Here is a 22,922-nt window from a genome sequence, read left to right as displayed (position 1 = left end):
GGCCCGCCGCAGCACCTCGACGCAGCGTCCCACCGCGTCCGGGGCGAGCACGCAGTGCACCTGATCCACGCAACGACACGACGGGGGGTTGGTCCGATGGCGGGCCGCATGGTGGGCGGTTCCGCCGCACTGGCCGCTCTGGTACGCCCGGCGAGCGCTCCGGACCCGGCGGTCGGTCACCGGCTGCTCCCGGTGGCACCCGAGCTGACCGGCCTGCTGCCACACCGGGGGCTGCGCCGGGGCAGCACCGTCGCCGTGACCGTCGGCCAGCCCCGGCGCAGTGGCGGCACCTCCCTGGTGCTGGCGTTGCTCGCCGAGGCGTCCCGGGCCGGGTCGTGGTGCGCGGTGGTCGGGGTGCCCACGTTCGGGGCCGGTGCCGCCGCCGAGGCCGGCATCGCCCTGGACCGGCTGGCCCTGGTGCCCCATCCCGGCCCGGAGTGGCCCACCGTGGTCGCCGCCCTGATCGACGGGGTCGACGTGGTGGTGACCGCCGTACCGCACACCGTCTCCGCCCCGGTCGCCGACCGGCTGGCCGCCCGGGCCCGGCAGCGCGGCTGCGTGCTCGTCCCGTACGGCCGGTGGACCGGCGCGGACGTGACGCTCCAGGTGGTCCGGGGGGTCTGGGAGGGGCTCGGGGCGGGGCAGGGCCGGCTGCGCCGACGCGAGGTCACCGTGTCGGCACGCGGACGCGGAGCGGCGGCCCGTCCCAAGGAGATCACGATGTGGCTGCCCGGCGACGGGCTCACCCGGGTCGTGCCCGCCGCCGCGTCGGCCGTCCCCGCCGCAACCGCCGGGCCCCGGCCGGGCGGATTCACCGTGGTCGGGTCCGGGTGACCGGCACGCCCGTGCGCACCCTGCTGCTCTGGTGCCCGGACTGGCCGGTGCTCGCCGCCGAGATCGTCGACGGGGTGCCCGCCACCGGCCCGGTGGCCGTGCTGCACGCCAATCGGGTGGTGTCCTGCTCCGCACCGGCCCGCGCCGCCGGGGTACGCCGGGGCCTGCGCCGCCGGGAGGCGCAGGGGCGCTGCCCCACGCTGACCGTCGTCGACCACGACCCCGGTCGGGACGCCCGCGCCTTCGAACCGGTCGTCGCCGCCGTGGAGGAGGTCGCCGCCGGGGTCGAGGTGGTCCGCCCCGGCGTCTGCGCGCTCGCCGCCCGGGGGCCCGCCCGCTACCTCGGTGGTGAGGAGGCCGCCGCCGAGCGGATCGTCGAGCAGGTCGCCGAGTCCTGCGCGGTGGAGAGCCAGATCGGCATCGCCGACGGGGTCTTCGCCGCCGGCCTCGCCGCGCGTACCGGTCAGGTGGTGCCGCCGGGCGGGACGCCGGGGTTCCTGGCGGGGCTGCCCGTCGAGGCGATCGGCCGCCCGGCCCTGGCCGACCTGCTGCGCCGGCTCGGCGTACGCACGCTGGGCGACTTCGCGGCGCTGCCCGCCGGTGACGTGCTGGCCCGGTTCGGCTTCGACGGGGCCCTCGCCCACCGGCTCGCCGCCGGGCACGACCACCGGCCGCTCGCCGTCCGGCAGCCCCCCGTCGACCTGACCGTCACCGCCCACCACGACGAACCCCTCGACCGGGTCGACGCGGCGGCCTTCGCCGCCCGGATGCTCGCCGAACGGCTGCACGACCGGCTGGCCGGGCACGGGCTGGCCTGCACCCGGCTCGGCATCGAGGCGGTCACCGCGCACGGCCAGGAACTGCACCGGGTGTGGCGGCACGACGGGCTGCTCACCGCCGCCGCCATCGCCGACCGGGTGCGTTGGCAGCTCGACGGTTGGCTCTCCGGCGGCACCGGTCGGGCCGGTGCCCGACCGGCCCGACCGACCGCCGGGATCATCCGGCTGCGGCTGGTGCCCGACGGGCTGCTGTCCCGGGGTGGGCTGCAACCCGGCCTGTGGGGGGAGGTCGGCGAGGAACGCGACCGGGCACACCGGGCGTTGAGCCGGGTGCAGGGCATCCTCGGTCCGGAGGCGGTGGTCACCGCCGTGCTGGGCGGTGGTCGGTCCCCGGCCGACCAGACCCGCCTGGTCCCCTGGGGCGACGAACGCCTCCCCGCCCGCCCCGGCCCGCCCCCACTGCCGGGCGTCACCGAGGCGGAGCCTGGTGCCGCCGGGCGGGCGGTGGCGCAGTCTGCTGGTGCCGGGCGGGCGGTGACGGGGGCCGGGGGCGTTGGGCGGGCGGTGACGGGGGCCGGGGGTGCCGGGCAGGCGGTGACGGGGGCCGGGGGTGCCAGGCGGGGCGGGCCACGGCGGCCGGGTCCCGTACCGCCCTGGCCGGGGCGACTGCCGCCACCCGCGCCGGCCGTGGTGCTGCCCGTTCCGCTCACCGCGACCGTGCACGACGCCACCGGCGAACCGGTGCTGGTCAGCGCCCGGCTGGTGGTCAGCGCGGCGCCCGCCCGGCTGGTCGTCGGCGGCACCGCGCCGACGGAGATCGTCGGCTGGACGGGCCCGTGGCCGGTGGACGAGCGGTGGTGGGCCCCCGCCGAGGCCCGTCGCCGGGCCCGGTTCCAGGTCTGCCTGGCCGACGGTGCCGCCCTGCTGCTGGCCGTCGAGGCGGGCCGGTGGCTGGTGGAGGCGATCTATGACTGACCGGTGCTCCGGGCTGGTCCGGTCCGGGCTGGTCTTGCCTGGGCTGGCCTCGTTCGCGCTGGCCTCGTGTGCGCCGGTGGGACCTTTCCGGGCTGGACCCGGATCGGCCGGCTGCGTGCAGGTCGGCCGTGTGTCGGCCGGTGGTATGCCGGTCGGTCGGGTGCGCGCTGGTTCCGGGTCTGCCGGAGTGCTGCCGGTTCGGGCATTGCCGGCTGACCGCGTGTCGGCTGACCGCATGCCGGTCGGCTGTATGCCGATCGGTGCGGTGTTCCGTCCGGGGTCACCCCGCGTCCCGACGATGTTTCCGGGTGAGTGGTATGCCTCAGCGGCATAAATATGCCTCAGTGGCATATCACTCATCGGGAGGACCATGGCTGTCCGTAGTGGCCACGCCCGGTCCCACCGCCGCACGCAGAAGGCCGACCCGCGCTACCGGGGCGGCCGGATGAGCTTCCACAATCCGAAGCTGCCCTGGTCGGAGCTGGAGCGGGTGCTGTCCGGACGGTCCACCACCGACGGCGGCGCGGACCACCGCTCCCGTGACGACCGCCTCCGTGACGACCGCCTCCGGGACGACCGCCTCCGGGACGACCGCCTCCGGGACGGCGGGGCCCAGGACGGCGGGGGGCGGGGCGGGCGGCGGCGCGGGGAACGGCACCTGCACGTGGTGGACCCGCTCGCCGAGGCCGACGGCGGCGACTCGCCGGCCTGGACCCGGCACCGTGAGCGGTACGCGCCCCCCGAGCTGGCCCGCCCGGACGACCCGGTGCCCTACGCCGAGCTGCACGCGCACACCAACTTCAGTTTCCTCGACGGGGCGAGCCACCCGGAGGAGCTGGCCGAGGAGGCCGCCCGGTTGGGGCTGACCGCGCTCGCCGTGACCGACCACGACGGGTTCTACGGGGTGGTCCGGTTCGCCGAGGCGGCCCGTACGCTGCGCCTGCCCACGGTCTTCGGGGCGGAGCTGTCGCTGGGGCTGCCCGGCCCGCAGCAGGGCGAGCCCGACCCGCTGGGCCGGCACCTGCTGGTGCTCGCCCACGGCCACGAGGGGTACGCCCGGCTCGCGTCGGTCATCTCCCGGGCCCAGCTACGCGGCGGGGAGAAGGGCCGGCCGGTCTACGGCGAGCTGGAGGAGGTCGCCGCCGAGCTGCGCGACCACGTGTTGGTGCTGACCGGTTGCCGCAAGGGGCACGTGCCGGCGGCGCTGCTCACCACGGGGGTCGACGCGGCGGCCCGGGAGCTGGACCGGCTCACCGCGCTGTTCGGCGCGGAGACGGTGGCGGTGGAGCTTACCGACCACGGGCACCCGGTCGACGCCGACCGCAACGACGCGCTCGCCGAGCTGGCCGCCACCGCCGGGCTGCCCACCGTGGCCAGCAACAACGTGCACTACGCCAGCCCGGGGCGACGACGGTTGGCGACCACCCTGGCCGCTGTCCGGGCCCGCCGTAGCCTGGACGAGATCGACGGTTGGCTGCCGGCTGCCGCCACCGCCCACCTGCGCAGCGGTGCGGAGATGACGGCCCGCTTCGCCGCGTACCCGGGTGCGGTGTCCCGGGCCGCCGAGTTCGGCGCGGAACTCGCCTTCGACCTGCACCTGGTCGCGCCCCGGCTGCCGGCGTACCCGGTGCCGGCGGGGCACACCGAGATGAGCTGGCTGCGCCACCTGACGCTGGCCGGGGCGCACGAGCGCTACGGGCCGCCCGGGGCGCACCCGGAGGCGTACGCGCAGCTGGAACACGAGCTGCGGATGATCGACGAGCTGGGCTTCCCCGGCTACTTCCTGGTGGTCTACGACATCGTGGCGTTCTGCCGCGCGCAGGACATCTACTGCCAGGGCCGGGGTTCGGCGGCCAACTCGGCGGTCTGCTACGCGCTGCGGATCACCAACGTGGACGCGGTACGGCACCGGCTGCTGTTCGAACGGTTCCTCGCCCCGGAACGCGACGGGCCACCCGACATCGACGTGGACATCGAGTCCGACCGGCGGGAGGAGGTGATCCAGCACGTCTACGCCCGCTACGGCCGGGAGCACACCGCCCAGGTCGCCAACGTCATCTCCTACCGGCCCCGGTCGGCGGTGCGGGACGTGGCGAAGGCGTTCGGCTACTCGCCCGGCCAGCAGGACGCCTGGAGCAAGCAGATCGACCGCTGGGGTTCCGTCGCGGCGGTCGACGTCGAAGGCATCCCCGAGCAGGTGGTGGCGTACGCCAACGAGTTGCAGACGTTCCCCCGGCACCTCGGCATCCACTCCGGCGGGATGGTGATCTGCGACCGGCCGGTGATCGAGGTGTGCCCGGTGGAGTGGGGGCGGATGCCCGGCCGCAGCGTGCTCCAGTGGGACAAGGACGACTGCGCGGCCGTCGGGCTGGTCAAGTTCGACCTGCTCGGGCTGGGCATGCTGTCGGCCCTGCACTACGGCTACGACCTGATCGGGTCCAGGCTGGACCTGGGCGACATGACGTTGGACGACCCCGAGGTCTACGACATGCTCTGCCGGGCCGACTCGGTCGGGGTGTTCCAGGTGGAGAGCCGCGCCCAGATGGCCACCCTGCCCCGGCTGAAACCCCGCGAGTTCTACGACCTGGTGGTGGAGGTGGCGCTGATCCGGCCCGGCCCGATCCAGGGCGGCTCGGTGCACCCGTACATCAGGCGCAAGAACGGCCAGGAGCCGGTGACGTACCCGCATCCGCTGATGCGCAACGCGCTGGAGAAGACCCTCGGCGTGCCGCTGTTCCAGGAGCAGCTGATGCAACTCGCCATCGACCTGGCCGGCTTCGACGCCGCCGGGGCCGACCAGTTGCGCCGGGCGATGGGGGCGAAACGGTCGGTGCAGCGGATGGCGCAGCTCGCCGACCGGCTCTACGCCGGGATGGCCGAGCGGGGCATCACCGGCGAGTTGGCCGACGACGTCTACCGCAAGCTCACCGCGTTCGCCAGCTACGGCTTCCCGGAGAGCCACGCGATGAGTTTCGCCTACCTGGTGTACGCCAGCTCGTGGCTCAAGCGGCACCATCCGGCGGCGTTCCTGGCCGCCCTGCTCAACGCCCAGCCGATGGGGTTCTACGCGCCGCAGACCCTGGTCGACGACGCCCGGCGGCACGGCGTCGAGGTCCGCCGGCCGGACGTCAACGCCAGTGGGGCCGGGGCGGTGCTGGAGTCCACCCCGCAGACCCGGTGGGGGAGCGTGCCGGGGGAACCGCCGCACGCCTGGGGGCTGGGCGGTCCGGCGGTCCGGCTCGGGCTGGGCGGTGTGCGTACCCTCGGCGACGACCTGGCCGGGCGGATCGTGGCGGAGCGGACGGCGCACGGGGCGTACCGGGACATGCCTGATCTGGCCCGGCGGGTCGGTCTCACCGCGGGTCAGCTGGAGGCGCTGGCCACCGCGGACGCCTTCGCCTGTTTCGGGCTGACCCGGCGGGAGGCGCTCTGGGCGGCCGGGGCGGCGGCCCAGGACCGGCCGGGCCGGCTGCCCGGCACGGTGACCGGCGCGGCGGCCCCGACCCTGCCGGGGATGGAGGCGGTGGACCGGCTCGTCGCCGACGTCTGGGCCACCGGGCTGTCCCCGGAGACCCACCCGGCCCGGTTCGTCCGGGACCGGCTCGACGCGCTGGGTGCGGTGCCGATCGCCCGGTTGGGGCGGGTGGAGTCGGGTCGGCGGGTCCGGGTCGGCGGGATCGTCACCCACCGGCAACGGCCGGCGACCGCCGGTGGGGTCACCTTCCTCAACCTGGAGGACGAGACGGGGATGCTGAATGTCACTTGCTCCCCGGGGCTGTGGCAGCGCTATCGTCGAATCGCCCGCACCAGCAGCGCCCTCGTGGTCCGTGGTCGGTTGCAGCGGCACGAGGGGGTCACCAACCTCACCGCCGACCGGCTGGACCCGATCACGCCGCCGGTGGAATCCGCCTCCCGCGACTTCCGGTGAAGTGATCCACATTACGGTTTTCCGGGCCGGGAGACGGGAGAATTCCGGCACGCGCGGGCAGAGCGGCCCGCTCGCGGCAAGGGGGATGACCAGTGACGATGGACAGCACGTACACCGGTGGACTGGCGAACGCCCGGCGTACCCGGCTGGGCGCCGGTTGGACGCCCGCCCAGGACGCCGAGCCGCGGGAGTACCAGGTGACCGAGGGCCCGGTGGCGAACGACCGCCGGTCCCGCGCCGAGGAGGACCCGGCCGGCGGCGGCGAGATCTGAGCCGTCGGCGTCGGCACCGCCAGCGGGGGTCGGGTGAGGCGGGTGACTAGGCTCCACCGGGTGGAGCAGAGCACCCGAGGTCGGTTCGTCGAGCCGCCGTTGACCCCCCGTACCGCCGTCATCTGGTCGGTGCTCGCCGCCGAGCTGGACCGGCGGGCCGACGACACGCTGACCGTGCTCGACGTGGGCGGCGGCACCGGCGGCTTCGCCGTGCCGCTCGCCCAGGCCGGCCACCGGGTGACCGTGGTCGACGCCAGCCCCGACGCCCTCGCCGCCCTCACCCGCCGGGCCGCCGAGGCCGGGGTGGCCGACCGGGTCCGCGCCGTGCAGGGCGACGGCGACGCGTTGACCGGCCTGGTCGAACCGGCCTCCGTCGACCTGGTGCTGTGCCATGCGGTGCTGGAGGTGGTCGACGACCCGCTGCCGGTGACGACCGCGCTGGCCGCCGCGCTGCGCCCCGGTGGGGCGGCGAGTGTGCTGGTCGCCGGGCGGGCCGCCGCCGTGCTGGGTCGGGCGATGAACGGTTACCTGGACGTCGCCGCCGCGCTGGCCGCCGCCACCGACGGCGCCGCCGCCCCCGGGACACGCTGCGCCGCCGCTTCGACGCCGAGCAGGCCACCGCCCTGTTGCGCGCCGCCGGCCTCACCGTCGAGGAGATCCACGGGGTACGCGTCCTCGCCGACCTGCTGCCCGCCGCCGTCGCCGACGGTCAGCCGGGTGCCCTGGTCGAGTTGGAGAAGGCGCTGGCCGGGCGTCCGCCCTACCGGGATCTCGCCGCCCAACTGCACCTGTTCGCCCGCCGCCCGGCATGACCGACCTGCCCCCGGCCGGGACGACCCTGCCCCCGGCTGCTGTGCCGGTGGACCGAGCGGCGGGGCCGGTGCCTGCGGCGGACCCGCTCGCGGTGGTGTCGCCGCGCTACGGCGGGGGCAGCCTGGCCGACGTGCTGCCCAGCGCGCTGGCCGTGCTCGGTGTGCCGGGCGCGGTCGACCTGCTCGGGCTCGCCCCCGGCCTGGCCGGGGTACGCCGGGTCGCCGTGCTGCTCGTCGACGGTCTCGGCTGGTACCAGCTCCCCACCGCCGCCCGGTACGCCCCGACCCTGACCGGGCTGGCCGCGACGGTGGGCCGCCCGCTCACCTGCGGCTTCCCCTCCACCACCCCGACCAGCCTGGTGACCCTGGGCGCGGGCGCGGCCCCCGGCACGCACGGCGTGCTCGGCTTCACCGTCCGGGTGCCCGGCACCGACCGGGTGCTCAACCACATCGACTGGCACGGCGACCCGGACCCGCTGCACTGGCAGCCGGTACGCACCCAGTGGCAGCGGGCCCGTGCCGCCGGGGTCGCGGTGAGCGTGGTGAGTCGTCCCGAGTACGCCGGCAGCGGGCTCACCCTGGCCGCCAACCGGGGTGGCGACTACCGGGGCGCCGCCGGGGTGGACGCCCTGGGCCGGACGATGCTGGCGGCGCTGTCCGCCGGGGCCGGCCCCACCCTGGTCTCCGGCTACCACCCCGACCTGGACCGGCACGGGCACCTCAGCGGGGTCGACTCCGCGCCCTGGCGGATCGCCGCCGCCGAGGTGGACGGCCTGCTCGCCCGGCTCGTCGACGGGTTGCCGGCCGACGCCGCGCTGCTGGTCACCGCCGACCACGGCCAGCTCGACGTGCCGGCGGCCCACCGTTTCGACCTGGACACCGATCTGCGGCTGCGGGCCGGCATCCGGGTGGTCGCCGGTGAGCCCCGGGTGCGGTACCTGCACGTCGAGCCGGGGGCGGTGGACGACGTGGTGGCCACCTGGTCGGCGGTGCTCGGGCCGGCCGCCCGGGTGTGCACCCGGGAGGAGCTGGTGGCCGAGGGCTGGTTCGGCCCGGTCGCCGAGGAACACCTGTCCCGGGTCGGTGACGTGGTGGTGACCTGCCGCGACACGTACGCGGTGCTGGCCACCCGGTCGGAGCCGCCGGCGGCGTCCCGGCTGGTGGCGTACCACGGGGCGGACAGCGCGGCGGAGATGACCGTGCCGCTGCTGGTGGTCCGGGGCTGACCGCCGGGCCGGTTGTCGTACCGGGCGGCTAGCCTGCGGTGATGGGCCGGAGCCAGTCGTTGCCGCGTGGTGCTGGTGACCCGCGTTTCGGGCCCGACGCCGACGACTCGGCCAGCCCGATCCTGCACGTCGACATGGATGCCTTCTTCGCCTCCGTCGAGGTGCGTCACCGGCCCGAGTTGGCCGGCCGTCCGGTGGTGGTCGGCGGGGTCGGGCCGCGGGGTGTGGTCAGTTCCGCCAGCTACGAGGCCCGCCGCTTCGGCGTGCGCAGCGCCATGCCCACCGCGCGGGCCCGCGCGCTCTGCCCCGGCGCGGTCTACCTGCCCCCCGACTTCGCCCGCTACCGGGCGGCCTCCGACGCGGTGATGCGGATCTTCCGGGACGTCACCCCGCTGGTCGAGCCGCTCTCCCTCGACGAGGCGTTCCTCGACGTGACGGGTGCCCGCCGGCTGTTCGGCCCGCCCGCCGCCATCGCCCGGCGGATCCGGGCCCGGGTCGCCGCCGAGCAGGCGTTGACCTGCTCGGTCGGGGTGGGGCCGAGTAAGTTCGTGGCCAAGCTCGGCTCCACCCGGGCCAAGCCGGACGGCCTGCTGGTGGTGCCGGCCGATCGGGTGTTGGAGTTCCTCCACCCACTGCCGGTCGACGCGTTGTGGGGGGTGGGGGAGCGGTCCGCCGAGACGCTGCGGCGGCTCGGCCTACGCACCGTCGGCGACCTGGCCGAGGCACCCGCCGGGATGCTCCGCAAGGCGCTCGGTGTGGCGTCCTCGACCCACCTGCACGAGTTGGCCCGGGGGCGCGACGCGCGCCCGGTCAGCCCGGACCAGGTGGAGAAGTCGATCGGGGCCGAGGTGACCTTCGACGTCGACGTCGTCGACGCGCAGGAGATCCGGCGCGCGCTGCTCGCCCTCAGCGAAAAGGTGGGCAGTCGGCTCCGGGCGGCCGGCCAGGTCGGCCGGACCATCTCGATCAAGGTCCGAATGTCCGATTTCCGCACCGTCAGCCGGTCCCGCACCCTCGACGGGGCGACCGACGTGGCCCGGGAGATATTCGACACGTCCTGGGGCCTCTGGACGGTTCTCGACCCGGGTGAGCCGGTCCGGCTGGTCGGCGTCCGGGTGGAGGGCCTGGCGGGAGCGGTCGACACACCGCGACAACTCACGCTGGGCGCACCGGAGCGGGGATGGCGGGAAGCGGAGACCGCCGCCGACGCGGCGGCTGCCCGTTTCGGGCGGTCCGTCATAGGTCCGGCCAGTCTGCTCGGTAAACGTGATCCCCGGCGCGGGGAAAATAGCAGTCGGCCATAGGTCGTCCCGCTTTCCGACGCGCGACCCCCCTCGTAGACTTGGCGGCAAGCAGCCGGATGGCTGCCACGGTCTGTCGGCCCGACCGGGCCGACCAACGTGACCGGGGAGGAGTGCCGTGCCGCTCTCGGAGCACGAGCAGCGGCTGTTCGAGCAGATCGAGCGGTCGCTTGCCGAGGACCCCAAATTCGCCTCGGCCGTGCGCGCCAGCGACCCGCGTTTCCATACGCGGCGTCGCCTGCTCGTCGCTGCCGGCGTGGTGGTCGTCGGCCTGGCCCTGTTGGTCTACGGCGCGGTGATCAAGACGCCGCCACTGGCAGTGGCGGGCTTCGTCGTCATGCTGGCCGCGTTGGGCTATGCGGTGCAGTCGCACCGGCGGGCGCAGTCACCGGACCTGCACGTGGTGGGCGGCACGACGAGTCGTCGTCGTCCGCGTGGCCGGGGCGGCCGTCGGCCGTCGCTGCTGGACCGCATGGAGGATCGGTGGCGGCAACGTCCGGAGGGACATCGCTGAACCCGGCCCACCCCTGAGGGTGGACGGGCGTCGCCGACGACGGTAGGTGCCGGACCTGTGGTCCGGCCACCTCCGTCATATCGCTATGCCCGCGCTCTGCTGCCAGCCAGGTTGCCCACCCGGGCCCGTCGGTGCCCCCACGCCGCCCCTCACCATCCCTGGCCCACTCCCGTGCGGCGACGTGGCGTTGTCCAGGACGGCTGACGCGGCTGTATCGCCCCACGAGCGGCCCGCCCCACGAGCGGCCGCCCCGCCGGGGCGGGGCGGCCGGGGCGGGGTCAGGCGCGGCGGGTGGCGAGCAGGCGGCGCGGGTTCCAGCGCAGCAGCAGGCGGCGGAGCCGGCCGGAAGCCGTCACCAGACGCGCCGACGTGTCGCCGAGCGAGGTACGCCAGCGCAGCAGCACCGAGGGGGGCAGCACGGCGGCGAGGAACCGGGTACGCCGGTCCGCCCGCGCGGCGAGACTGTCGCGTACCGTCCGCAACGCCGGGTGCAGCGGTTCGCCGGTGAGCGGGTCCCGGGCGTACCGGGCACGTTCCTCGGCGCGACCGAGCAGCCGTACCGCCGTGGCGGAGCCGGCGTCCTCACCGACCGCCTCCCGGGCCAGCCGCTCGGCGGTCGCCCGGGGCGTCTCCGTCCGGTCGATCCGCACCCGGTAGTCGACCAGGGTGTCGAGCAACTCGTCCCAGGCCGCGTGGGCGTCCGCCCGGGCCCGTTCGGCGTCCACGCCCAGCACCGTCATCGGGATGCTCCCGCCCGCCCCGTCGTCGGGGGCGGGCCCGGCCGCCACCGGGGTCGGCAGGTGGTGCCGTTGCCGGCGCAGCGCCCGCCGCCGCAGCGCCGGGACGGCCAACAGCGCCGCCACCGCGAGCAGCGCTCCCACCGTCCACCAGGGCCAGGTCGGGGCACGTTCGACGGGAGCGCCGGTGGTCGGGTCGAAACCAGCGTCGGTGTCCTTGTCGGCGGCCTCGTCCCGCTGCGGTCCCGTGGTGGCCCCCGGGTCCTGCGGGGCGGCCGGCGCGGCGGTGTCCGACGGCTCCGGGTCCGGGGCGTCGGAGTCCGGCGCCCACGCCGACCGGTTCGCCCCCTGGACGCCGTACGCCGGGGTGGCGTCGAACGGGACCCAACCGAACTGGTCGAAGTAGACCTCCGTCCAGGCGTGCAGGTTCCGGTTGGTCAACGTGTAGGTGTCCCCGTTGGCGCTGCTGCCGTTGGTGAAGCCGAACGCCACCCGGGCCGGGATGCCGGCCTCGCGTACCAGCCAGGCCAGCGCCGCCGCGTACTGCTGGCAGTAGCCGACCTTGTTGGTGAGGAAGTCGACGATCTCCTGGCCGCTGGTGCCGCCCTTGGTGCTCAGCGAGTAGCTGAAGCCGTTCTCCCGGGAGAAGTAGTCGTAGATCGCCCGGACCCGGTCGTAGTCGGTGGACTTCCCCTCCACCAGCCGGCTGACCAGCAGGCTGACCTCACGGACCTCCGGGGTGCGGGTCTGTTGCAGCCGGATCGGGTGCTCGGCCGGCAACGGGCGGGCCCGACGCAGCGCCGCCGGGGTGAACGTCGAGCGCACGTACTCGAACGAGTAGCGCTTGCTCCGGGAGTTGTCCCGGTTGGAGAAGACCACCCCGAGGTTCTGGTCGTACGACCAGTTGCCGTTGAGCCCGTCGAAGCTGACCGGGTCGGTGTAGAGCGGCACGAAGGGCATGCTCAGCGTGCGGTTGATCTCCACCGTCGCCCGGTAGGTCCGCTGCTCCACCCCCGGCCCGGTGCGACCCGACGGGTCGGGCAGCTCCCGGTTCACCGGGCGGCCGTTGGGCGGGCGTACCCGGAAACCGTCCGGGCGCAGCTCGTCGGCGACCCCGAAGCGCAGGTAGAACGGGTTCTGCTCGGTGGTGGTGACCTTGACCATGTCGGCCACCTCGGACTGGTTGAGCTGCCCGCTGAGCGACGCGAAGAGGTCGATCCGGCCTGGCCCGCCACCCTGCCCGGGGCGGCCGGTGCCGTTGCCGGCGGTGTTGAACTGGTCCAGCAGCCCACCGGTCATCCCCGGCACGGCCAACGGCAGCACCACGGCCAGCGCCACCCCGACCACCGCCAGCCGGCGACCGGCGGCGGCCAGCGGGGAGGACTCCCAGACGTCCACGTCGCGGCCCTCACCGGTGAACCGGCGGCCGAACCGGCGGACCCGGTCGACGTTGTCGGTCACCAGCAGCCAGAGGTAGCCGGCGGCGCCGACCACGAACGGCAGCGCGGGGACGCTGTCGACGTAGACCGCGACCGGCACCGAGTAGATGGCCAGCATCGGCAGTCCGGCCAGGGCCGGTCGCCGCAGCCCGACGGCGAGGACGTCGACCACCACCGCGACCGCGCCCACCCCGAGCACGCTGATGAACAGCAGCGGGGTGGTGTCGGGCACCTTCACCCCGTAGGAGCGCATGTCCTGCAAGGAGCCCTGCGCCAGCTCGCCGAAGTGGGCCAGCGTCGCCGGCGTGGGCAGGAAGGCGATCAGCTCGCCACCACCGGGGAAGAGCCAGGTCAGGGCGAGCAGCAGACCGGCGAGCATGCCCAGCACCTGACCCCACAGGGGGGCCCGGACCAGTCGGGTGAGTGCCGCCGCGCCGGCCACCACGGCGACCGCGATGGCGGACTGGATCAGCCAGGTCCACTGTTGGAAGATCGACGACAGTGGTGCCGCGGCGAGCAGGGTCGCCACCGCTGCCACGAAGCCGATGTTCCGGGACGCGATCACGACGTCACCCTTCCTGTCGTCGGACGGCTCACCGGACGGCCCCGGCGACCGTCTCGGCGAGGGCGGCACGCAGCGCGAAGCCCTGCGAACCGCGCCCGGCCTGCGGCCAGAGCACCGGCAGTTGGCCGTCGTGGTTGACCCCGATGACCCGCCAGCCGCCCTGCAACAGGGCCAACGCGGCGGCGGCGTGGGTCTGCTCGGCCTCGAACCGGGCCCGTTCCGGCAGGCTGAGCCAGGTGGAGCTGTTGAGCACGAAGCCGACGCACGTCGCGCCGCTGCCGCGCAGCCCGCTCAGCAGCTCCGCCTCACTGGTGGTCAGTGAGCCGAACAAGGCGATGATCAGGCCCCCGTCGGCGCGTTGCCGGACCCGCTGCACCAGGGTCGCCACGTCACCACGCTGGTCGAGCCGGACGTCGGCGAGCTGGTCGAGGAGCAGGCCGTCCCCGGTGGCCTCGGTGGCGTCCACGTCCACCCCGTCCCCGGTGACCAGGCGCAGCTTGTAACCGGCCTGCCGCAGGTGCGAGGCGATGCTGGCGGCGGCGGAGACCGACCACTCGAAACTGGCCGTGGGACCGTCGCCCCGGTGACCGTGCGCCCGGGTGTCCAACAGCACCGTGGCCCGGCTCTCCCAGGGCTGTTCCTCCCGGCGCACCATCAGCTCACCGGTGCGGGCCGTCGACTTCCAGTGCACCCGGCGCAGATCGTCGCCCCTGCGGTACTCCCGGGTGGCGGCGTCGTCCTCGCCGTGCACCGCCACCGACCGGGCCCGGCTGTCGCCGCTGCCGGCGTACTCGCCGGGTAGGCGTACCGAGGGCAGCGGGGTGACCTGCGGGATCACGGTCAGCTGCTCGGTGCTGGGGAAGGCCCGGCTCAGCTCGCACAGCCCGAACGGGTCGGTCATCCGGACCACCAGCGGGCCCACCTCGTAGCGGCCGCGTACGTCGGCGCGGACCGTGTACGCCACCGAGCTGGCCTGGTGCGCGCCGAGCCGTTCCAGCACCACCCGGGGCCGGCTGCCCAGCGCGTAGGGCAGCCGGTCCTCCAGCAGCAGGGTGCCGGTGGGTAGCCGGGACATGTTCTGCAACCGCAGCACCACCCGGGAGCTGGCCCCGACCGGCACCCGGTGCGGGTCCAGCGAGCGGTTGCAGGCCAGTTTGTAGCGGGTCCGGCCGACGTACAGCGCGGCGAGCAGCGGCAGGACGCCGAGCAGCACCGCCACCCGGAGCAGGTCCCGTTCGCCGAGGATGCCGGCGGAGATCGCCGCGGCGATCGCCGCCGCCAGGAACGACCGGCCCCGGGTGGTCAGGCCACGCAGCCCGGCACGCACGTCACGGCCTCCGCGGCTCGAACGGCGGGCGGCCGTTGCCGGCGGCGGGGCGGGGGGTGTCGTACCCGGTGGGACGCTTGCGGTCCGCCGGCAGGGCCAGCCGGTGCACCAGCTCGGCGACGATCGCGTCGGTGGTGCGGCGGGCCAGCTGGGCGTCGGCGGTGGGGATGATCCGGTGGGCCAGCACCGGCACCGCGAGCGCCTGGAGGTCGTCGGGCAGCACGTAGTCGCGGCCCTCCAGGGCGGCCACCGCGCGGGCGGTGCGCAACAGTTGCAGGGTGGCCCGGGGGGACGCGCCCAGCCGCAGGTCGGGGGCCTCCCGGGTGGCGGTGACCAGGTCGACGGCGTACTGCTTGACGGCGTCGGCGACGTGCACGTTGCGGACGGTGGCGATCAGGCGGCGGACCGTGTCGGCGTCGGAGACGGGCCGCAGCTCCTGGAGCGGGTCGGCCGCGCCGTGCCCGTCCAGCATGGCCAGTTCGGCCTCCGGGCCCGGGTAGCCCATCGCGATGCGGGCGGTGAACCGGTCCCGCTGCGCCTCGGGGAGGGGGTACGTCCCCTCCATCTCGATCGGGTTCTGGGTGGCGATCACCATGAACGGCGTCTGCAGCTGGTAGGTCACCCCGTCGACGGTGACCTGACGCTCCTCCATGCACTCCAGTAGGGCGGACTGCGTCTTGGGGGAGGCCCGGTTGATCTCGTCGCCGACCACCAGGTTGGCGAAGACCGCGCCGGGGCGGAACTCGAAGTCGTGCGTCTCCTGGTTGTAGACGCTGACCCCGGTGACGTCGCTGGGCAGGAGGTCGGGGGTGAACTGGATGCGCCGCACCGAGCAGTCGATGGACCGGGCGAGCGCCTTGGCCAGTTTGGTCTTGCCGACTCCTGGGACGTCCTCGATCAGCAGGTGACCCTCGGCGAGCAGGACGGCCAGGGCGAGCCGCACGGTGGCTGTCTTGCCCTCGATGACCTGCTCGATGTTGGCCACCACGGCCTCGCTGGCGGCGCGGAACTCGTCGTGCGGCAGTACGCCGCCCACCTCGTCCCAGGTCTGTTGTGTCACGGGCCTTCTCCTCGTCGCGACGGCAGCTCGGTAAAGAGCACCTGGACCCGTCGTTCGGTTCGCAACGGGAAGCCTCGTCTGCCGCAGGAATCGCACTGGTCTCTCAGGCTAACCATGTTTACGGTGAACGCCGAACCCTGCCGGAAGTCGGCCGGTCACACAGCGGATATTCGTCAGGTCGGGGGACCCGACGCGGCCGGGTGCTCACGGAAGGTGACCGTCGGGGCGGGTGCGGTCCCCGGCCTGCGGCTGCCAGGGGGTAGACTGCGGGACATGAGCGCAGTCTCCCTGCTTCTTACCGGGCCGTGCTGATGCGCTGACGCGCGACAGCACGGCGGCCCCTCCTGTGCGAGGGGCTTTTTCGTGCCCGCGGCAGGGTCCTGCGGGCCCGACGCTCCCCAGATCCGACACGACCGCGCCGGTCCCGCCCGAGGGCACCGGTCCCCGATGATCGCGTCAGTGCGACACGACCGCGATGACCGCGCCAAGGAGTAGGTATGAGTGAGGCAGCCGCACCTGCGGGCGACATCCCCCCGTTCCGGTACACCGCGGCCATGGCCGACGAGATCGAGCGTCGGTGGCAGGACACCTGGGAGCGGGAGGGGACCTTCCACGCACCGAACCCGACCGGTCCGCTGGCCGACCCCGGGCACCCGCGGGCGGGCGCGGAGAAGCTGTACGTGCTGGACATGTTCCCGTACCCGTCCGGGGCGGGGCTGCACGTCGGCCACCCGCTGGGCTACATCGGCACCGACTGCTTCGCCCGCTACCAGCGGATGGCCGGGCGCAACGTGCTGCACGCGATGGGCTTCGACGCGTTCGGCCTGCCCGCCGAGCAGTACGCGGTGCAGACCGGCACCCACCCCCGCACGACCACCGTGGCCAACATCGAGCGGTACAAGGCGCAGCTGCGCCGGCTGGGGCTGGCCCACGACGACCGGCGCTCGGTGGCCACCATCGACACCGACTTCTACCGGTGGACCCAGTGGATCTTCCTGCAGGTCTTCAACTCCTGGTACGACGCCGACGCCCGCAGGGCCCGGCCGATCGCCGAGCTGACCGCCGCGTTCGCCGCCGGTGACCGGCCCACCCCCGACGGTCGGGCCTGGGCCGAGCTGAGCCCGGCCGAGCAGCGGCGGATCGTCGACGACCACCGGCTGGCGTACGTCTCGCAGGCGCCGGTGAACTGGTGCCCGGGGCTGGGCACCGTGCTGGCCAACGAGGAGGTCACCGCCGACGGCCGTTCCGACCGGGGCAACTTCCCCGTCTTCAAGCGCAACCTGAAGCAGTGGATGATGCGGATCACCGCGTACGGTGACCGGCTGCTGGACGACCTGGACACCCTGGACTGGCCCGAGTCGATCAAGCTGCAGCAGCGCAACTGGATCGGCCGGTCCACCGGCGCGCACATCGACTTCGCCACCGGGACCACCGATTCCGGTGTCGCGGGCGAAGCCCGCATCAGAGTGTTCACCACCCGGCCGGACACCATCTTCGGGGCCACCTACCTGGTGCTGGCCCCCGAGCACGAGCTGGTCGACGCGCTGACGCCGGCCGCCTGGCCGGCCGGGACCCGGGACGCCTGGACCGGTGGGCACGCCGGCCCCCGGGAGGCCGTCGAGGCGTACCGGAAGGCGGCGGCGGCCAAGACCGACGTGGAGCGGCAGGCCGACACCAAGGAGAAGACCGGCGTCTTCGTCGGCGCGTACGCCACCCACCCGGTCACCGGTGGGCAGATCCCGATCTTCATCGCCGACTACGTGCTGGCCGGCTACGGCACCGGCGCGATCATGGCGGTACCCGCCCAGGACGAGCGGGACTGGGCCTTCGCCGAGGTGTTCGAGCTGCCGATCGTGCGGACCGTGCAGCCGGTCGACGGGTTCGACGGGAAGGCGTACACCGGGGACGGGCCGGCGATCAACAGCGCCGCGCCCGAGCGCGGCCTGGACCTGAACGGGCTGGGGGTGGCCGACGCCAAGGCGGCGACCATCGCCTGGCTGGAGGCCAACGGCCACGGTGTCGGCGCGGTCACCTGGCGGCTGCGGGACTGGCTGTTCTCCCGGCAGCGCTACTGGGGCGAGCCGTTCCCGATCGTCTACGACGCCACCGGCGCGGCGATCGCGCTGCCCGAGGAGATGCTGCCGGTCGAGCTGCCCGAGGTGGACGACTTCTCCCCGAAGACGTTCGCCCCGGATGACGCCGACAGCAACCCGGAGACCCCGCTGTCGCGGCGGCGCGACTGGGTCGAGGTGGAGCTGGACCTGGGCGACGGGCCCCAGCGGTACACCCGGGAGACCAACGTGATGCCGCAGTGGGCCGGCTCCTGCTGGTACGAGCTGCGCTACCTGGACCCGACCAACTCCGGGCGGTTCGTCGACCCGGAGAACGAGGCGTACTGGATGGGCCCGCGCGCCGAGGGTGACTGCGGGGGCACCGACCTGTACGTCGGGGGTGCCGAGCACGCCGTGCTGCACCTGCTGTACGCCCGGTTCTGGCACAAGGTGCTGTACGACCTGGGGCACGTGTCGTCGTTCGAGCCGTTCCGCAAGCTGTTCAACCAGGGCATGATCCAGGCGTACGCCTTCCGCGACTCCCGGGGCACCCCGGTGCCGGCCGAGGAGGTCGTCGAGGTCGACGGCCGCTGGATGCACGGCGAACAGGAGGTGACCCGCGAGTACGGCAAGATGGGCAAGTCGCTGCGCAACGTGGTCACCCCGGACGACATGTGCGCGGCCTACGGCGCGGACACCTTCCGGGTGTACGAGATGTCGATGGGCCCGCTGGAGGTGTCCCGCCCGTGGGAGACCCGGGCGGTGGTCGGGTCGTACCGGTTCCTGCAACGGGTCTGGCGGGCCGTGGTCGACGAGCAGACCGGCACGCTGCGGGTCACCGACGCGCCCGCCGACACCGAGACCCGCCGGCTGCTGCACCGGGTGATCGACGGGGTCCGGACCGACATGGAGGGCATCCGGTTCAACACCGCGATCGCCAAGCTGATCGAGCTGACCAACGCGGTGACCCGGCTGGCGGAGACCCCCCGTGAGGTGGCCGAGCCGCTGGTGCTGATGCTGGCCCCGTTCGCCCCGCACGTCGCCGAGGAGCTGTGGCGGATGCTGGGCCACGACACCTCCCTGGCGTACGCGGACTTCCCGACCGCCGACCCGGCGCTGCTGGTCGCCGACACGGTCACCTACCCGGTGCAGGTCAACGGCAAGGTCCGGGGCCGGATCGAGGTGCCCGCCGACGCGCCGCAGGAGGCCGTCCGGGCGGCGGCCCTGGCGGCGGTCGCGTCCGCGCTGGCCGGCAAGGAGCCGCGCAAGGTCATCGTGGTGCCGGGCCGGCTGGTCTCGGTCGTCGCCTGACGGTGCCACCCGCCCGAGGCGGGGCGGCTCGCGGGCCTGCCGGCCTGTGGGCCGCCGTGGCGCGCAGTGACCGCGGACGGGGCCACTGTCGACGTGGAGCGGTATGCCTGAGGGGCATGAATATGACTCTCCGGCATACCGCTCGCCGGAGCGACCACGCCGGCGGCCCGGACCGGCAGGGGCGTCGGGAGCGGGCCGGATGTCGGCGACCGGCGTTCCGGCCGCCGCCTGCCGCAGGGGCCGGCTCGTGTCCCGGTCAGGGGCGCGGGTCGGCGACCACGGACCGGCGGGCGCGTTCGGCCCGCCACCACTGGTACGCCAGCACCGCGCTGGCGATCAGCCCGAGGCTGGCCGGGGCGGCGGCGTACCAGTTGATGCTGCCGGGGGAGCTGGCCGCCGCGCCGATGGCGGCGTAGCCGAAGGCGGTCGGGGCGGAGGCCAGCACGCTGCCGACGAGGAACGGCAGCACCCGCGCCCCGGTGGTGCCGTAGCCGTAGCTGACCAGGCCGAACCCGGCGATCGGCAGCATCCGTACGGTGATCACGCCCAGCACGCTCTGCCGGGCGAACCAGCCGTCGAGCCGGGCCAGCCGGCCGCGTACCCGTTCGGCGACGAACTCCCGCCCCAGCACCCGGCCGACGGCGAAGCCGAGCGCGGCGGCCAGCAGCGCCGCGCCGAGCGCGTACGCCGCCCCCTCCAAGGCACCGAAGACGGCCCCCGCCACGAGCGTGACGAAGGTCCGGGGGACGAGCGCCACCAGCAGCAACGCCCCGACGACGATCCCGACGACCGGGGCGTACCCGCCGAGGGTGTCGGCCAGCCGGGGCAGCTCGCCGACGTCCGGCCGGGGTGCCACCAGCAGCACCGCCGCGAACCCGACGAGCATGACCAGCAGCAGGGCGAACCGCCGGGCGGACGGCTGACCGAGCGACCGCCGGGCGGCGGCGACCGCGGCCGCCCGACGGTGGGTCATGTCCGGGCGGCGGAGGCCACCGCGGTGCGGCGTTCGGAGCGGAGCCGGTCGGCCCAGGTGTCGTCCAGCGGGGGGAGTTGGTGCGCGCCGGTGGCCCAGCGCAGCAGCAGGTCGGCCAGGGCCGGGTTACGGGCCAGTGCCGGCCCGTGCGAGTAGGTGCCCAGCAGGCTGCCCCGCCAGGCCCCCTCGGTGACGCCGTCGTTGCCGACCCCGGCGCTGACCCGGGCCAGTGGCGACACACCGGGGCCGAGGTGGGTCCGGCCGCCGTGGTTCTCGAACCCGGACAGCGCCGGCACCCCCAGCCTCGGGTCGATCTCGCCGGCCAGCTCGCCGACCGCCCGGGTGGGACCCCGGTCGGAGGAGAGGTCGAGCAGCTCCAGCCCGGCGCACTTGGTGCCCTTGGCGAAGAAGGAGGTGCCGAGCAGTTGGTAGCCGGCGCAGACGCCGAAGACCACCGACCCCTGGGCGACGGCCCGGTGCAGGCCACCGTCGGCGAGCAGGCGCTGCGCGCCGAGTGCCTGCGGGCCGTCCTCGCCGCCGCCGATCAGGTAGATGTCGGCGGTGGCGGGCAGCCGCTGGTCGGAGCGGACCTCCAGCACCTCGACCGGCATCCCGCGCTGCTGCGCCCGGCGGGCCAGGATCAGCAGGTTGCCCCGGTCGCCGTAGGTGGAGAGCAGGTCGGGGTAGATCCAGACGATACGCAGGCTCTCAGTTGACACGGTCCAACTCCGCTCGGATGTCCTGGAAGGCGGTGTAGTTCGCGATGACCTCCAGCCGGCCCGGCGGCACCGCCCGGACCGCCTCGCCGAACGCCCGGACGTGCTGGAACGGCACCCCGTTGACGTCGAGCCGGACCGCCAGGTCGTACGCCCGGTCGCCGGTGATGAGGACCTGCCGGCCGCGCAGCGGGGCGAAGTCGACGTCGAACAGCCAGGAGGTGTCCAGCCCGTCGGGGTCGCGGGCGTTGATGGACAGCAGGGTCGGCGCCTCGTCGGCCATGTCGAACGCCTCCAGCCAGCTGGCCGGGTTCTTCGCCAGCAGCAGCCGGATGTTGCGGCCGTCCCGGTCGACCTGGGCGTACCGGCCGGCGACCGAGCTGACCGTGTGCAGCCGGGAGACCGCGTCGACGGGGCGTACCCCGAACTCGGCGGCGACGGCGAGGGCGGTGGCCGCGTTGCCGAGGTTGACCTTGCCGGGGAGCTGGAGGGTCACCTTGTGCCAGGCCCCGGTGGGGTCGAGCACACCGTCGTCCTCCACCGTCCACTGGGCGTCCGGGCGGCGCAGCGGGCAGCCGGTGCACCACCACTGCTCGCCGGAGCGCTGGATGGTGGAGCCGCACTCCGGGCAGACCCAGGAGTCGTCGTGCCAGCGCTGGCCGGCGCTGAACCAGGTGACGTGCGGCGGGCGGACGCCCCGGGCGGGGTCGGCCGGCGGGGTCGCCGCCCAGACCACCATCGGGTCGTCGGCGTTGGCCACCACCCGCACGTCGGTGTGCCGGATCAGGGCGGCCCGCCAGAGCTGCGCCATCATGGCCACCTCCTTGGCCCGGTCGAGCTGGTCGCGGGAGAGGTTGAGCAGGGCCACCACGTGCGGTTCGGTGGCCTCCAGCACCTGCGCGAGGTAGTGCTCGTCGACCTCCAGCACCGCGTACGGGGTGCTGCCGGCCTTGGCCAGCGCCGAGGTGTGCCCGGTGGGCATGTTGGCGCCGAAGGAGTTGGTGGCGACCCGGCCGAGCACGCCGACGGCGGCGGCGCTGAGCCGGGTGGTGGTGGTCTTGCCGTTGGTGCCGGAGATCAGCGCGATGGCGCGACCGGCCGAGAGGTGGGCCAGCAGGTCCGGGTCGATCTTCAGCCCGATCCACCCGCCGATCACCGAGCCGTCGCCCCGGCCGGCGGCGCGCGACAGCGCCGCGGCGGTCCTCGACACGGAGCTGGCCACCTTCGCCCGCAGGGGCATCTTCGCGTCTGTCACGCGAGCGAGGTTACCGGACCTCCGCGCCCGCCAGATCGCCGCCGACGGCGAACCGTTCGGTCGGGGTGGGCCGGGCGTCCGGTCGGTGAGCGCTCCACCGGACGGAGTCGATCAATGTCGGGTAGCGGACGCGGCGCGGGGGCGGCTCGGCCCTCCACTTCGCTCCACCGGCTCTGACGTGCGGTTTTATCCCCGTCGGCGACGCGCCGGGCGGGCGATTCTGGTTGCAGGTGGAGGGAAGTGGAGTAGAGTGGGGCGCATTGGTGAGGCCGGGAGGGCCCACCGGCCCAGGGGGTCAGCGGCGCCGCGAACGCCGCTCAGGGCGAGGGGGTTGGGCCGATGTTCCTCGGCACCCACACTCCGCGCCTGGACGAAAAGGGTCGGTTGATCCTTCCGGCCAAGTTCCGGGACGAACTGGCGGGGGGTGTCGTGATCACCAAAGGACAGGATCGCTGTCTCTACGTCTTCCCCACGCCCGAGTTCCAGCGGATCGCCGAGCAGTTGCGCGCGCAGCCGATGACGAACAAGGCGGCCCGGGCCTACAGCCGGGTCTTCTTCGCCAGCGCGCACGACGAGGTCCCCGACAAGCAGGGCCGGGTCACCATCCCGGCCCACCTACGGTCCTATGCCGCGCTCGACCGGGATCTGGTGGTGATCGGGGCGTCCACCCGGGTGGAGATCTGGGACCGGGCGGCCTGGGAGAGCTACCTCGCCGACAGCGAAGACGACTTCGCCGACATCGAGGAGGGGGTGCTGCCCGGCGGTCTGTAGGGCGTGGCGACGCCCGACGTACTGCGAGATCTCCAGCCGCTTTCGAGTTCCTGGCGCCCCTTCCCCGGTGCCAGGG

Annotated in this window: 14 protein-coding genes and 3 pseudogenes; 11 read left to right on the top strand and 6 right to left on the bottom strand. The window is 74.4% G+C overall.

Annotated features, from left to right (window positions below):
• Window positions 1–96: 96 nt before the first annotated feature.
• From ACQP2H_RS22030 to ACQP2H_RS21990, 9 genes and pseudogenes are all read left to right on the top strand, one after another.
• Entirely contained in the window at window positions 97–834 is a 738-nt protein-coding gene (locus tag ACQP2H_RS22030) for a hypothetical protein (RefSeq protein ID WP_219463970.1), read from the top strand.
• A pseudogene (locus tag ACQP2H_RS22025) lies at window positions 831–2,102 on the top strand (DNA polymerase Y family protein); the annotation flags it as partial. The gene ACQP2H_RS22030 and the pseudogene ACQP2H_RS22025, both read left to right, overlap by 4 nt.
• Before the next feature lie 144 nt (window positions 2,103–2,246).
• Window positions 2,247–2,588 (top strand): annotated as a pseudogene (locus tag ACQP2H_RS22020) (DNA polymerase Y family protein); the annotation flags it as partial.
• 445 nt (window positions 2,589–3,033) lie between these two features.
• The gene (locus ACQP2H_RS22015; RefSeq protein WP_433233625.1) at window positions 3,034–6,516 is read left to right on the top strand and encodes an error-prone DNA polymerase; all 3,483 of its coding nucleotides are present in this window, start codon (window positions 3,034–3,036) and stop codon (window positions 6,514–6,516) included.
• Between the two features lie 98 nt (window positions 6,517–6,614).
• On the top strand, window positions 6,615–6,788 hold the full coding sequence (locus ACQP2H_RS22010; protein ID WP_244253196.1) for a hypothetical protein: 174 nt from the start codon (window positions 6,615–6,617) through the stop codon (window positions 6,786–6,788).
• Between the two features lie 42 nt (window positions 6,789–6,830).
• Window positions 6,831–7,600: pseudogene (locus tag ACQP2H_RS22005) on the top strand (methyltransferase domain-containing protein).
• The gene (locus tag ACQP2H_RS22000; RefSeq protein ID WP_363818514.1) at window positions 7,597–8,826 is read left to right on the top strand and encodes an alkaline phosphatase family protein; all 1,230 of its coding nucleotides are present in this window, start codon (window positions 7,597–7,599) and stop codon (window positions 8,824–8,826) included. The pseudogene ACQP2H_RS22005 and the gene ACQP2H_RS22000 overlap by 4 nt, the downstream one beginning before the upstream one ends.
• A gap of 41 nt (window positions 8,827–8,867) precedes the next feature.
• Window positions 8,868–10,130 (top strand): DNA polymerase IV, encoded by a 1,263-nt coding sequence (locus tag ACQP2H_RS21995; protein ID WP_433228691.1) that lies wholly within the window; start codon window positions 8,868–8,870, stop codon window positions 10,128–10,130.
• Between the two features lie 115 nt (window positions 10,131–10,245).
• A complete protein-coding gene (locus ACQP2H_RS21990) occupies window positions 10,246–10,641 on the top strand; it encodes a DUF3040 domain-containing protein (RefSeq protein ID WP_067301847.1) in 396 nt (131 codons plus the stop codon).
• A gap of 278 nt (window positions 10,642–10,919) precedes the next feature.
• Here the strand turns inward: ACQP2H_RS21990 and ACQP2H_RS21985 are convergent, their stop codons facing one another.
• From ACQP2H_RS21985 to ACQP2H_RS21975, 3 genes are read right to left on the bottom strand one after another with little or no spacing between them, the layout of a single operon-like run.
• Window positions 10,920–13,382 (bottom strand): transglutaminase TgpA family protein, encoded by a 2,463-nt coding sequence (locus tag ACQP2H_RS21985; protein WP_433228689.1) that lies wholly within the window; start codon window positions 13,380–13,382, stop codon window positions 10,920–10,922.
• A gap of 28 nt (window positions 13,383–13,410) precedes the next feature.
• Window positions 13,411–14,709: a DUF58 domain-containing protein gene (locus ACQP2H_RS21980; protein WP_357535305.1), complete on the bottom strand. Its 1,299-nt coding sequence runs from the start codon at window positions 14,707–14,709 to the stop codon at window positions 13,411–13,413.
• 1 nt (window position 14,710) lies between these two features.
• Window positions 14,711–15,769: an AAA family ATPase gene (locus ACQP2H_RS21975; RefSeq protein WP_091237553.1), complete on the bottom strand. Its 1,059-nt coding sequence runs from the start codon at window positions 15,767–15,769 to the stop codon at window positions 14,711–14,713.
• 497 nt (window positions 15,770–16,266) lie between these two features.
• Between ACQP2H_RS21975 and leuS the strand changes: the two genes are divergently transcribed.
• A complete protein-coding gene (leuS, locus tag ACQP2H_RS21970) occupies window positions 16,267–19,131 on the top strand; it encodes a leucine--tRNA ligase (protein ID WP_433228686.1) in 2,865 nt (954 codons plus the stop codon).
• 256 nt (window positions 19,132–19,387) lie between these two features.
• Here the strand turns inward: leuS and ACQP2H_RS21965 are convergent, their stop codons facing one another.
• Genes ACQP2H_RS21965 through ACQP2H_RS21955 form a run of 3 tightly spaced genes read right to left on the bottom strand, consistent with a single transcriptional unit; the run spans window position 19,388 to window position 22,060 of the window.
• A complete protein-coding gene (locus ACQP2H_RS21965; RefSeq protein WP_433228684.1) occupies window positions 19,388–20,104 on the bottom strand; it encodes a TVP38/TMEM64 family protein in 717 nt (238 codons plus the stop codon).
• Window positions 20,101–20,823, bottom strand: a complete 723-nt coding sequence (locus tag ACQP2H_RS21960) for a type 1 glutamine amidotransferase (RefSeq protein ID WP_219463941.1) — start codon at window positions 20,821–20,823, stop codon at window positions 20,101–20,103. Before ACQP2H_RS21960 ends, ACQP2H_RS21965 begins: the two co-directional genes overlap by 4 nt.
• Window positions 20,813–22,060 carry a MurT ligase domain-containing protein gene (locus ACQP2H_RS21955; protein WP_208569768.1) on the bottom strand — a complete coding sequence of 416 codons (1,248 nt, stop codon included), beginning with the start codon at window positions 22,058–22,060 and terminating at the stop codon, window positions 20,813–20,815. The genes ACQP2H_RS21960 and ACQP2H_RS21955 overlap by 11 nt, the downstream gene beginning before the upstream one ends.
• A gap of 354 nt (window positions 22,061–22,414) precedes the next feature.
• Here ACQP2H_RS21955 and mraZ point away from each other — a divergent pair, with 354 nt between their 5' ends.
• The gene (gene mraZ / locus ACQP2H_RS21950) at window positions 22,415–22,846 is read left to right on the top strand and encodes a division/cell wall cluster transcriptional repressor MraZ (protein WP_208569736.1); all 432 of its coding nucleotides are present in this window, start codon (window positions 22,415–22,417) and stop codon (window positions 22,844–22,846) included.
• Window positions 22,847–22,922 lie beyond the last annotated feature (76 nt).

The organism is Micromonospora sp. CA-248260, from assembly GCF_050942205.1.
GTDB lineage: Bacteria > Actinomycetota > Actinomycetes > Mycobacteriales > Micromonosporaceae > Micromonospora > Micromonospora antibiotica.
The sequence above is the reverse complement of the archived record's forward strand: the minus strand, read 5'-3'. Positions and strand labels throughout refer to the sequence as shown.